The sequence below is a fragment of the Fusicatenibacter saccharivorans genome, from assembly GCF_027667425.1.
Lineage (GTDB): Bacteria > Bacillota > Clostridia > Lachnospirales > Lachnospiraceae > Fusicatenibacter > Fusicatenibacter saccharivorans.
The window spans coordinates 14820-28136 of sequence record NZ_JAQEGR010000011.1 but is presented as its reverse complement, the minus strand read 5'-3'; the positions used below and the strand labels follow the sequence as shown (position 1 = coordinate 28136).

Below are 13317 nucleotides of genomic sequence, written 5' to 3'. Positions count from 1 at the left end.
AGAAAACGGTCTTGTATTTTAACCGACTCAAGCAAGTAGCGAAGCGGATTGCGAATATCCGCTTTACTGAAGCAAAAATAGCCGAAAAGCTTGTTCTACCGTATCGGCCATATTTTCTGCCGCATTTTTCACATCCATAGCTTCTTCGAGTGAAACGACGCTCCGCATAATAGGGAAAAAGGCATCAATTCCGGCGGCGTTGCATGTGGATGCATCTTTTGTAACACAGCCTGAGAATGCAAGGACAGGTTTGCCGTATTCTTTTGACAGTTTTGCAACTCCGATCGGCGCTTTTCCCATCACGGTTTGCCCATCGAGCTGTCCCTCACCGGTGATGACAAGATCAGCGTCTCTCACATCATCACGAAGTCGGGTTTCATCCAGTATGATCTGAATGCCGGGTTCCAGTGAAGCAGAAAGAAACGTCTGAAAAGCAAATCCAAGTCCGCCCGCAGCACCCGTTCCGGGAAATTCCGCGTCAACGTTCGGGAATGTTTTCCGGCAGAGTGCGGCGTAGGAGGCAAGCGATGTGTCCATACGTTTGATCATGACAGCATCCGCGCCCTTCTGCGGTCCGAAAACGGCGCTGCAGCCGTTGGAACCGCAGAGCGGATTCGTTACATCGCAGGCAATACGGAAGGTGCATTCCGAAAGTTCCGGCAGAACGTGATCTGTCGTAATCGCGGTAAGAGATTCCAGTCCGACAGCACCAAAAGGAACCTGTTTTCCTTCTGCATCGAGCAGTCCGAAACCGAGTGCCTGTAGCATACCAATACCGCCGTCATTTGTGGCACTTCCGCCGATTCCAATGATAAAGCGGTGGCAGCCATTGCGGATGGCATCGCAGATAACCTCACCGACACCGTACGTTGTGGTGTACAGCGGATTTTTCTCATCGCCGTGTACCTGCGTAATACCGGCAGCCCCCGACATCTCGATAATGGCGGTCTGCGTCCGGTCGATGATGCCATACGGGCAGATAACCTGCTTTCCGGCAGGACCGGTCACCGAAACGGAGACAAGCCGTCCGCCAAGACCTTCGGTCAGTGCCTGAACGGTACCTTCACCGCCATCGGCAAGCGGGCGCACAACCGTCTCCACCTTCGGATCGACACGATAAATCCCGGTGGCGGCCGCTGTTCCAGCCTGCAGAGAGGAAAGGCTTCCTTTAAAAGAATCAATTGCAATCACAACTTTCATCATTTTTCTCCTGATTTCAAATATTTTTCAATCCGACACTCATGCACCTTCGTCTTCTTATCATAATTAACACCAACCAGCAGAATATCCCCTGTATAAGATGCAATGGAAGCCGGGTAATGCTGTCTTTTAATCTGATCCAGTGCCGTTTTCGCATTCTTGTTCCATTTCAGTTCTACTACAAGCGCCGGAAAATCGTATCGGTATTCCGGCTTTGGCAGAAAGACAAAATCGGAAAAACCGCGCCCGGTCGGAAGTTCACGAGTGGGTTTGAAGTAATATTGCATCGTACTTAAATAAGCAATCGTGAGGACACAACTGAGCGAATTTTCATTATGATACTGAATCACGGAAGTATATTCCTCATGGACCTTTTCAATTCCGGCAGCGACAGCATTTTCATCCATATCGAGCGTAGCATCTAAAAGATCCGCAGATTCCTGCTGGAAAGCGAAAAGTTCATTCCAATGATTGGAAGTCACCGCAGTCAGAAACTCCCGGCGGATTTCTTCGTTGGGAATATATGCCATCTGTGTCTGCTGATTGTAGGCAAGATAGCCCAAATGAATCAGCAGCGTCAGAACATCATCTTTATTTACAAAGCTGACCATGTCATTTTTAAAAGAGGTAACCATGACAGGAACTGCGGCGCCGGAGAGCATCTCCAGAATTGCTGTTTTCAATCCGTCAAAATCCATATTGATAAAAGGAACCATCGAGTCGTATGTGCTCGTCTCCGACCAATAGCTTTGGAATGTCCCATCCAGAAGCAGACTTGTTACCGCGTTTGGATTGTATACATGGTAATTTCCAAGCAGATAGCCGTCGTACCATCGTCTGACTTCCTCAAAATTTTGTCCGTATTTCTGACAGAGAGCGGAAACTTCATCTTCTGTGAATCCAATATAGGAAGCCAGCGGGCCTGGATTCAGCATGGAATACTGATGAAAATTATTTAAGGCAGACTGCGTTTTCAATTTTTTGATCGGAAGAATACCCGTGAGAAACGCAAGCTGGATATATTTCGTCGGTTCCGTCCCTTTGAACATTCCACGAAGAAAATTAATGTAATCATCCTGAATTTTCTGGTTGGAGGCCTCATCACGAATCAGGACATCCCATTCATCAATAATAATCACAAATTTCTGTCCGGTCGCCTCTTTGATCCGGGACAGAGCGTCGGGAACGGTGGAAACTTCCGGCGGAAGCTGATCTGCATAGATGGTACGCAGCTCGGCCAGTGTACATTCTGTAATGTAGGCCACAATCTGTTCCGGATCGCTGACATTCGAAAGAAACCACTGGATGTCCAGATGAATCACATCGTACTGGTTCAGATGCTTCTCAAAGTCTGCCGTCTGGCTGATCGCAAGGCCAGAAAACATCTTTCTGGAATCACAGCCCTTGCTGTAATAGGCCGCCAGCATATTTGCAGCAAATGATTTTCCAAACCGCCGCGGGCGGCTGTTGCAGATATAGCCCTGCATGGTGTCCAGAACTTTGTTGGTATACGATAAAAGTCCTGTTTTGTCCACATAGATTTCGGAATTGAGAGCAACCTGAAATGCACTGTTGTCCGGATTCACAAATCTTCCCATGATTTCACTTCCCTTCCGTTTTTTGATTATACCCCGATTTTACCATTCCCCCATCCAAATAGCAACGCACACCCCCGAAAATCCCGTAAAATTGCGGAAAAGAACCGATAAAATGTGCTTTCCACTCTTGACAACGCTTACAGCCCCTAGTTATAATAAGGCATGAAAAACGATGACGAAGACAGTAGTCTGCGCGTGAACGGTCTGTGGAAAGCGAGCCGGGGATGGTGGGAGTCCGGTACAAGTAGCGGCAGGTGAACATCACTTCCAAGTTGCAGTTCTGAATCTGCGTACCCGGCGCATAAAATATAGAAAACCGGAGAGCAGTGGTAAGAAGTTGCCGGCCGTTCCCCGTTACAGGAAATGCATATGATAGTATGTAACAGGTGGTTACGATAAGTACAGCTTTCGTCCTATTACAGGGCGGGAGCTTTTTCTTATTTTACGCGAGCAAATCAAACGAGAAACTTAAGTTTCAGGAGGTACAAGCATGTACAAGAAAGTTTCAACCGACATGAACTTTGTCGAGAGAGAAAAACAGGTTGAGAAGTTCTGGGAAGACAATCAGATCTTCGAAAAAAGTATGAAAGTGCGTGAAGGAAATCCGTCCTACGTGTTCTATGACGGACCGCCGACCGCAAACGGAAAACCGCACATCGGCCACGTAGAGACCCGTGTTATCAAGGATATGATCCCGAGATACCGTACCATGAAGGGTTATCAGGTGCCGAGAAAAGCAGGCTGGGATACCCACGGACTGCCGGTAGAGCTGGAAGTTGAGAAAAAGCTCGGTCTGGACGGAAAAGACCAGATCGAAAAATACGGCGTAGAGCCATTTATTGAGCAGTGTAAAGAAAGCGTATGGAAATACGAGGGAATGTGGGAAGACTTCTCCCATACCGTTGGCTTCTGGGCTGATATGAAAAACCCATACGTTACGTATCATAACGACTACATCGAGTCCGAGTGGTGGGCATTAAAAGAGATCTGGAAGAAAGGTCTTCTGTACGAAGGACACAAAATCGTTCCTTACTGCCCGCGCTGCGGTACCCCGCTTTCTTCCCACGAAGTAGCGCAGGGATACAAAGATGTCAAAGAACGTTCAGCCGTTGTCCGCTTTAAAGTAAAAGGCGAGGACGCTTACATCCTGGCATGGACCACCACACCGTGGACCCTTCCGTCCAACGTTGCACTCTGCGTCAACCCGGATGAGGATTATGTAAAAGTAACAAGCAAAGGATATACCTATTATATGGCAGCTGCTCTGGTAGACACCGTTCTCGGTGAGGGCGCTGAAATCCTGGAGCATTATCAGGGTAAAGATCTCGAGTTCAAAGAGTACGAGCCGCTGTTCCCGTACGCTGAGAAGAGAATCGGAAACAAAAAAGCATACTATGTAGTCTGCGATACCTACGTAACACTGACCGATGGTACCGGTGTTGTTCATATCGCACCTGCATTTGGTGAGGACGACTCCAAAGTCGGCCATAGATACGACCTTCCGTTCGTACAGCTCGTAAACGAAAAAGGTGAAATGACCGAGGAAACTCCTTGGGCGGGCACCTTCTGCAAGAAAGCAGATATGGCGGTTCTGCAGGCACTCGAGGACAAGGATCTTCTGTTTGATGCACCGCTGTTTGAGCACAGCTACCCGCACTGCTGGAGATGCGATACTCCGCTGATCTACTATGCACGTGAGACCTGGTTCATCCGCATGACTGCAGTAAAAGAGGATCTGATCCGCAACAACAACACCATCAACTGGATTCCGGAGAGCATCGGAAAAGGACGCTTCGGCGACTGGCTGGAGAATGTTCAGGACTGGGGACTTTCCAGAAACCGTTACTGGGGAACTCCGCTTCCGGTATGGCAGTGTGAATGTGGCCATCAGGACTGCATCGGCAGTATCGAAGAACTGAAAGAAAAAGCCGACAACTGCCCGGATGACATCGAGCTTCACCGCCCGTACATCGACGCAGTGACCATTAAGTGCCCGAAATGCGGTAAAGAGATGCACCGTGTACCGGAGGTTATCGACTGCTGGTTCGATTCCGGATCCATGCCGTTCGCACAGCATCACTATCCATTCGAGAACAAAGAAACCTTCGAGAAACAGTTCCCGGCACAGTTTATTTCCGAGGCTGTAGACCAGACACGTGGATGGTTCTACTCCCTGCTTGCAATTTCCACTCTGCTGTTCAACAAAGCACCATACGAAAACGTTATCGTTCTTGGTCTGGTACAGGATGAGAACGGACAGAAGATGAGTAAATCCAAAGGAAATGCGGTAGATCCGTTTGACGCACTGCAGACCTACGGTGCCGATGCGATCCGCTGGTACTTCTACACCAGCAGCGCTCCGTGGCTGCCGAGCCGTTTCGCAGGCAAGACGGTCGTGGAAGGACAGAGAAAGTTCATGGGAACCCTGTGGAACACCTACGCGTTCTTTGTTCTGTATGCAAACATCGACAACTTCGATGCAACAAAATACAGTCTGGAGTATGACAAGCTGGCTGTTATGGATAAATGGCTGCTGTCCCGTCTGGAATCCACTGTAAAAGCAGTAGACGACAACCTGGCAAATTACCGTATCCCGGAGGCAGCAAAAGCACTGCAGTCCTTCGTGGATGATATGAGTAACTGGTATGTACGCCGCTCCCGTGAGCGTTTCTGGGCAAAAGGCATGGAGCAGGATAAGATCAATGCTTATATGACTCTGTACACCGCACTTGTAACTGTTGCAAAAGCAGCAGCGCCGATGATTCCGTTCATGACCGAGGACATCTATCAGAACCTCGTAAAGAGCATCGATGCAAGTGCACCGGAAAGTATCCACCTGTGTGACTTCCCGGAGGTACATGAGAACTGGATCGATCCGAAGATGGAAGAGGATATGGCCGACCTGCTGGAGATCGTCGTTATGGGACGTGCCGCAAGAAACACCGCCAATATCAAGAACCGTCAGCCGATCGGAACGATGTATGTGAAGAGCGAGTTCCAGCTTTCCGAATTCTACAAAGAGATCATCGAGGACGAGCTGAATGTCAAAGAAGTTGTATTCAAAGATGACATCGCAGATTTCATCAGCTACAGCTTCAAACCGCAGATGCGTACCGTAGGACCAAAATACGGAAAACTCCTGAACAAGATCAAAACCGTACTGTCCGAGCTCGATGGAAACAAGGCAATGGCAGAGCTGAAGAGCACCGGCGAACTTAAACTTGACATCGATGGACAGGAAATTGTATTATTAGAGGAGGATTTGCTGATCGACATGGCACAGATGGAAGGCTATGTTTCCGAATCCGACCATACAATCACTGTTGTTCTGGATACCAATCTGACTCCGGAACTGATCGAAGAAGGCTTCGTACGTGAGCTGGTAAGCAAAATCCAGACTATGCGTAAAGAGGCAGGCTTTGAGGTTATGGACAAGATCCGTGTATACGCAAAAGACAACGATAAGATTGTAGACATCATGAAAAACCATGGTGATGAAATTAAATCTGAAGTTCTGGCAGAAGATATCGTGACCGGAGAGACAAAGGGCTATGAGAAGGAGTGGAATATCAACTCCGAAAAGGTTACCATGGCAGTAGAACGTATCTAAGATTATTTTTGGATGTGTTTTCACGACGATCATTAATATGAAATTGGCCTGCGAGCGGGGAGAAAAACAAGCTCTCCGCTCGCAGACTGCTATTAAGGAGGACGCAGATGTTAAACGCCGAGTTCAAAAAAGAAACTTTTAAGAACAGTGTGAAAGAAAATGTAAAAATGCTGTACAGAAAGAACCTGGAAGATGCTTCCCAGCAGGAAATTTATCAGGCAGTCTGCTATGCAGTAAAAGATGTTATTATTGATAACTGGCTGAAAACCCAGAAGGCAATGGAAGAACAGGATCCGAAGATTCTGTACTATATGTCCATGGAATTCCTGATGGGCCGTGCACTTGGAAATAACCTGATCAACCTGACTGCATATAAACAGGTACAGGAAGCTCTCGAGGAAATGGGACTGAACCTGAACCTTCTGGAGGATCAGGAGAGAGATCCGGCTCTTGGAAACGGCGGTCTTGGCCGTCTGGCAGCATGCTTTCTGGATTCTCTGGCTACTCTTGGATATCCGGCGTACGGCTGCGGTATCCGTTACAAGTACGGTATGTTCAAACAGCAGATCCGCGACGGTTATCAGGTAGAAGTACCGGATAACTGGCTGAAAAACGGCTATCCATTCGAGCTGAAACGTCCGGAGTATGCAAAAGAGGTAAAATTCGGCGGATATGTGGCGCAGGAGTACGATGAGGCTACCGGACGCGTAAACTTTGTGCAGAAGGATTACCAGTCTGTCAATGCAATTCCTTACGACATGCCGATCGTAGGATATGACAACGACGTTGTAAATACTCTGACTATCTGGGATGCAGAGGCTATTCAGGACTTCTCATTGGATTCCTTCGACAAGGGTGATTACCACAAAGCTGTTGAGCAGGAAAACCTTGCAAAGACCATCGTAGAGGTTCTGTATCCGAACGATAACCATTACGAAGGAAAAGAGCTGCGTCTGAAACAGCAGTATTTCTTTATTTCTGCAAGCGTACAGAGAGCAGTTGCAAAATATAAAAAACAGCACGATGATATTACGAAGCTGTATGAGAAGGTTACCTTCCAGCTGAATGATACCCACCCGACCGTAGCTGTTCCGGAGCTGATGCGAATTCTGATGGATGTGGAAGGCCTTGGCTGGGATGAGGCATGGGAGATTACGACAAAGACCTGTGCATACACGAACCATACGATTATGGCAGAGGCACTTGAAAAATGGCCGGTTGACCTGTTCTCCAGACTTCTTCCGCGTATCTATCAGATCGTAGAAGAGATCAACCGCCGCTTCCTGATCCAGGTAAGAGAGCAGTACCCGGGTGATGAAGAGAAAGTCCGCCAGATGGCAGTCATCTACGACGGACAGGTTCATATGGCCCGTCTGGCTATCGTAGGCGGCTATTCTGTCAACGGTGTTGCACAGCTTCATACCGAGATTCTGAAAAAACAGACCTTAAAAGACTTCTACGAGATGACTCCGGAGAAGTTCAACAATAAGACGAATGGTATCACACAGCGTCGTTTCCTGCTTCACGGAAACCCGCTCCTGGCTGACTGGGTAACCGAGTACGCCGGAGACGGCTGGATCACCGATCTGCCGAAGATCGAAAAGATCGCTAAGCTGGCAGATGACACCCAGGCACAGAAGGAATTTATGGAAATCAAATATAAAAATAAAGTCCGCCTGGCAAAATACATCAAAGAGCATAACGGTATCGATGTAGACCCGAACTCCATTTTCGATGTTCAGGTAAAACGTCTGCATGAGTACAAACGTCAGTTTATGAACATTCTGCACATCATGTATCTGTATGACCGCCTGAAAAAGAACCCGGATATGCCGTTCTACCCGAGAACCTTCATCTTCGGAGCAAAAGCATCCGCAGGTTATGAGCGTGCAAAAGCGATCATCAAACTGATCAATTCCGTTGGTGATGTGGTAAACAACGATCCGACCATCAAAGGAAAGATCAAAGTCGTATTTATCGAGGATTATCGTGTCAGCAACGCAGAGCTGATCTTTGCCGCTGCTGATGTTTCCGAGCAGATTTCCACCGCAAGTAAAGAGGCTTCCGGTACCGGTAACATGAAGTTCATGCTGAACGGTGCCCTGACTCTTGGAACCATGGACGGTGCAAACGTAGAGATCGTTGAGGAAGTTGGAAAAGAGAACGCCTTCATCTTCGGACTTTCCGCAGATCAGGTTATCGAATATGAGAACAACTACACCTACGATCCGATGAGCTACTTCATCCACGATCAGGACATCCACAACGTAGTGATGGATCTGATCAGCGGAAGATACTCAAACGGCGACACCATGATGTTCCGTGATCTGTATGACTCCCTGCTCACACCGAAGAATGCTCCGCGCCCGGATATGTACTTTACCCTGGCAGACTTCAAGTCCTATGCGGCAGCACAGGAGCGTGTTGAGGATAAATACAGAAATACTTCTGCATGGGCAAGAAGCGCGATCCTGAATACCGCACACAGCGGCAAATTCACATCCGACCGTACTATCCAGCAGTATGTAGATGATATCTGGCATCTGGACAAGATTACTGTCAGAAAGTAATCGGAATCAAATATAAGTAGTTAGGGGACACCTGCTTTTCCGGGAAAAACCGGAGGGGCGGGTGTTCTTTTTTTAATGCCCGCTGGAAGGATTTGCATCCCGAAAAATGCCTGCAAAACAGGCATTCTTTTGACATTCTACGGGGAGTGTGGTACACTGTTCGTGTCTATGAACTAAAACAATCTGAAATGTATTGAGGTGAAAAGATTGGATAAAGCTGAATATCAAAGCCGGCTGGAAGAGCTGAACAGTCTGGTAAAAAAAGAGGACTATGAGGGGGCACTTGCAGTTGTAGAAGCCGTTGACTGGCGGCGTGTCAAGAGTCTGCGCACGCTCGGCATGGTAGCGGATGTCTATGAGGCGAACAAACGATATCCGGAGGCGAAGAAGATTCTGCTGATGGCGTATGACCGTTCCTCCATCGGAAAGGGCATTCTGTACCGCCTGGTAGAGGTCTCCGTAAAAATGAAAGACTTTGATGAGGCGATTGACTTTTACAACGAGTTTGAAGCAGTCGCACGTCACGATAATTCCCGGTATCTGCTGAAATACAAGATTTTAAGAGGACAGAAAGCGCCGCTTGAGGAGCAGATTTCCCTTCTGGAGGAATACAAAGAGCGGGAATTTACCGAGAGATGGGCATATGAACTGGCAAACCTTTACAGCAAAGCCGGAGAGACGCAGAAATGCATCGATGCCTGTGATGAGCTGATCCTGTGGTTCAGCGAGGGCAAATATGTGACAAAGGCAATGGATCTGAAAATGAAGTACGAGCCGCTGTCACCGTCCCAGCAGATCAAATACGAGCATCGTTTTGACTACAAAAAGAATGAAGAGCCGTCCGAGGATCCGGAAGCACTTAAAGTGCGGTTAGCCGGAGAGAGCGGAGCCGGTGAAATGGCTGCGACGAAAGAGCCGGCAGAGACGCCGGAAGTAAAACCGGTAAACGGCGGTGTGATGAGCCAGTATGTGGCCGGTGAAGAAGAAAAAGAAGCCGGTTCGCCGTACGAAGCATATGAGAAAACACAGCAGGCCGAGGCAGATGCAGAGCAGGTGCAGGAGTACGAAGCACTGCAGCAGACAGAGGAGCCGATCGAGGAGATTCCGGAAGAGCAGGCGTATGCAGACAGCACGCCGACGTACCTTGGAAATACGATCGATCTTCACGCAGAGCTTGCAAAGAGCATCCGCGATGTCTTCTCCTTCCGCGGAAAGAAACAGGAAGAGACGGCAGTCGAGGAAGAGACAAGCGAAGAGCCGGTACAGTACGAAGTAAAAGATCTGGAGCCGGAGCAGCTTGATGTAAACGTAGAGGTATCCCCGGATGCCAACACGACGATCAAGACAAGACCGCAGCCAAAACCGAAGGAAAAAGCCGAGCCGGTAATGCCGAAAGCACCGAAGCCGGAGAAGAAATACGAAGAGCCGGACCTCGAAGCACTGTTCCAGGAGACCGCAGCAAACCTGTCGGAGGAAGTTGCGGAGGAAGAAGCAGAAGAGCCGGCTGAGCAGGTAGCAGAAGCCGAAACCGCAGAGCAGCCGATGGATCCGGAGTCCGAGGCAGAGGCACGGGAAGCGGCTGAGGAGCCGCAGGCGGAAGCTGAGCCGGAAGAAGCAGCAGAACCGGCAGATGAAGCGGAAACCGAAGAGATCACAGAACCGGCGGATGAGGCTGAAACCGAAGAAGCTGCAGAGCCGATGGATGAAGCTGAGATCGAAGAGATTATAGAACCGGCAGCCGAGGCTGAAATCGAAGAAGCAGAAGTTACAGAACCAGCAGTGGAAGCTGAAACAGAAGCAGCCGAGAAGGCTCAGGCGGAAGCCGAAATTGAGGAAACCGTAGAACCGGCGGAGACGCCGTCCATGGATGCAACGGTTGTCATCCCGGATCTGAAACCGGCAGAGGAGACACGGCCGACCATCGATTTTAGTGAGCTTCAGGCAGCGCTGAACGCAGAAGTGCAGGAAGCTGAAAAAGCATCGGAAATCGAACTGCCGGACGAGCCGGAAACTGCGGAAGCAGAACCTGCTGATGAGCCGGAAAGCGAAACAGAGCCGGAAACCCCGGCCGAGACTGAGCCAGCCGATCCGTTTGAGCCGGCAGGAACCCAGCCGATCGAGATTACCCCGGAGGAAATCGAAATCGAAGTTCCGACCGAGCCAAAGCGTGAGCGCGTATCCGATGCGACGATCAACATGAGCATCGAAAAAACAACGGATGCCACCGTTCAGCTGATCCGCGACAACATTCCGGAAGGAACTGTTGCGAAATCGATTGAAGAGGTGCTCCGCGAGGAGACGCCGGAGGAGGCAAGACTCCGCATCCTGAACGACACCCAGCCGGATAAGCTGAGTGATGAGCAGAAAGCGCTGTTTACTTACTTTGCGAAAGTTCCAGGCATGGATATCCAGATTCTGGATGCAATGCATGGTGTTTATCATTACGCAGGCGACCGTACTTCCCGTCATGGAAACATTGCCATTATGGGCGGATACGGTACTGGAAAAACGAAGCTGTCGGAGGATCTCGTCCGTGCAATCTGTGCTGACTTAAAACTTCCGGCAACGAAGATGGCCCGTCTGGATGCATCTGTTCTGAACAAAAAGGACTGTGCGCAGATTGTTTCAAAGCTGGCGGGAGGTTTCCTCCTGATCGAGCGTGCCGGTCTGATGTACCCGGAGACGATCGAGAAGCTGTCGCAGGCAATGGATTTCCGTACAGACAGTCTGGTTCTGATCATCGAGGATGAGAAGGTCAGCATGAGAGGTCTTCTGCGGAATTACCCTGATTTTGCGAAGAAGTTTGAGACGGTCATTTCGATTCCTGTTTTCACGAACGACGAGCTGGTTACGTTTGCCCGCACGTATGCGCGTGAGAATGGATACAAGATGGACGAGATGGGTGTGCTTGCTCTGTATACACAGATTGGCAACAATCAGAAGGAGGGCGAGCCGATGACGATTTCACAGGTCAAAGATATGGTGGATCGTGCCATCGCCCATGCAGAAAAGGGAACCCGTAAATTCGGAAGACGCATGTCCAGAAAGCATACCGATGCGGACGACCGCGTGATTCTTTACGAGAAAGACTTTGAGTTCTAAATACATGGAGAATTTATGGAGAAAGTAAAACCGTGGCTCGGGGAGCCGCAGAATACCATAGCCGTACTGCAGAAGTACGGCTTTGTATTTCAGAAAAAGTATGGTCAGAATTTTCTGATCGATCCACATGTGCTGGATAAGATTGTAGCCGCTGCAGGTATCGGACCGGACGATTTTGTTGTGGAAATCGGACCTGGTATCGGTACGCTGACGCAGTATCTTGCGTATGCTGCGCGGAGTGTGTGTGCGGTGGAAATTGACAAGAATCTGATCCCGATTCTGGAGGATACGCTGTCGGATTATGATAATGTTGAGGTTATCAACAATGATGTTTTGAAGGTGGATCTGGCGGCGCTGGCGAAGGAGAAGAACAACGGACGGCCGATCAAGGTTGTGGCGAATCTTCCGTATTATATTACGACGCCGATTATTATGGGATTATTTGAGAATCATGTGCCGGTGGATTCGATTACGGTTATGGTTCAGAAGGAGGTTGCGGACCGGATGCAGACGGGGCCGGGATCGAAGGATTACGGGGCGCTGTCGCTGGCGGTGCAGTATTATGCGGAGCCGTATATTGTGGCGAATGTGCCGCCGAACTGTTTTATGCCGCGGCCGAAGGTTGGAAGTGCGGTGATCCGGCTGACGCGTCATGAGGTGATGCCGGTGGAGACGAAGGATGAGAAGTTGATGTTCTCCATTATTCGGGCGTCGTTTAATCAGAGACGGAAGACGCTGGCGAACGGACTGAAAAATTCGGAGCTGCTGCATTTTTCGAAAGAGGAGATTGAGGCTGCAATCACAGCCTGCGGCTGGCCGCTTACGATTCGTGGGGAGGCATTGAATTTACAGGAGTTTGCGCGGTTGACGGATGAATTGTGTAAATAGAGGGGACGCCTCGCCGTCGCCCGTCCGCCCTCGCGTGATGCGCATGGCAGCGGTGGAAAAGCGGGGGAAAAACGTAGAAAAAATGGAGGTCTTTCGACAGACACCGGCATTATTCGCCAGGAAAGCCTGATGCTTTCCCAGCTCAGAATGCCTTGAAATCTGGTGTTGAGCACCAGATTTCAGTCTCTCGAAAGGCCTCCATTTTTTCTGGTTTTTCCTGCCCGCTTTTCCAATGCTGCCATGCCGCATCACGCAAGGACGGACGGGCGGCGGCGAGGCTGGTAGTGGGGGCGGGAGGGGAGGTCTGGATCCGCCCGGATGGGCGGATCGGCGTGAGATTGTTGTGAGG

Annotated in this window: 6 protein-coding genes; 4 read left to right on the top strand and 2 right to left on the bottom strand. The window is 49.5% G+C overall.

Going from position 1 to position 13317, the window contains the following annotated elements; genetic code table 11:
• Positions 1-63: 63 nt before the first annotated feature.
• Together PGS38_RS11250 and PGS38_RS11245 are read right to left on the bottom strand one after the other, a co-directional pair.
• Entirely contained in the window at positions 64-1200 is a 1137-nt protein-coding gene (locus PGS38_RS11250) for a glycerate kinase family protein (protein WP_119188825.1), read from the bottom strand.
• A complete protein-coding gene (locus PGS38_RS11245; protein WP_118640503.1) occupies positions 1200-2798 on the bottom strand; it encodes an AAA family ATPase in 1599 nt (532 codons plus the stop codon). Before PGS38_RS11245 ends, PGS38_RS11250 begins: the two co-directional genes overlap by 1 nt.
• A 490-nt stretch (positions 2799-3288) precedes the next feature.
• On the opposite strand from PGS38_RS11245, the gene ileS reads away from it, so the two are divergent.
• The 4 genes from ileS to rsmA all read left to right on the top strand — a co-directional run bounded on the left by ileS (position 3289) and on the right by rsmA (position 12968).
• The gene (gene ileS / locus PGS38_RS11240; RefSeq protein WP_270476271.1) at positions 3289-6408 is read left to right on the top strand and encodes an isoleucine--tRNA ligase; all 3120 of its coding nucleotides are present in this window, start codon (positions 3289-3291) and stop codon (positions 6406-6408) included.
• Positions 6409-6515: 107 nt separating this feature from the next.
• The gene (locus PGS38_RS11235; RefSeq protein WP_118640502.1) at positions 6516-8978 is read left to right on the top strand and encodes a glycogen/starch/alpha-glucan phosphorylase; all 2463 of its coding nucleotides are present in this window, start codon (positions 6516-6518) and stop codon (positions 8976-8978) included.
• Between the two features lie 207 nt (positions 8979-9185).
• Positions 9186-12080, top strand: a complete 2895-nt coding sequence (locus PGS38_RS11230) for a hypothetical protein (RefSeq protein ID WP_118640501.1) — start codon at positions 9186-9188, stop codon at positions 12078-12080.
• Between the two features lie 15 nt (positions 12081-12095).
• A complete protein-coding gene (rsmA, locus tag PGS38_RS11225; RefSeq protein ID WP_022461748.1) occupies positions 12096-12968 on the top strand; it encodes a 16S rRNA (adenine(1518)-N(6)/adenine(1519)-N(6))-dimethyltransferase RsmA in 873 nt (290 codons plus the stop codon).
• Positions 12969-13317 lie beyond the last annotated feature (349 nt).

Excerpts from the sequence above, each read along its gene's own strand:
- PGS38_RS11250 (WP_119188825.1), bottom strand. The coding sequence starts at position 1,200 with ATGAAAGTTGTGATTGCAATTGATTCTTTTAAAGGAAGCCTTTCCTCT.
- PGS38_RS11245 (WP_118640503.1), bottom strand. The coding sequence starts at position 2,798 with ATGGGAAGATTTGTGAATCCGGACAACAGTGCATTTCAGGTTGCTCTC.
- ileS (WP_270476271.1), top strand. The coding sequence starts at position 3,289 with ATGTACAAGAAAGTTTCAACCGACATGAACTTTGTCGAGAGAGAAAAA.
- PGS38_RS11235 (WP_118640502.1), top strand. The coding sequence starts at position 6,516 with ATGTTAAACGCCGAGTTCAAAAAAGAAACTTTTAAGAACAGTGTGAAA.
- rsmA (WP_022461748.1), top strand. The coding sequence starts at position 12,096 with ATGGAGAAAGTAAAACCGTGGCTCGGGGAGCCGCAGAATACCATAGCC.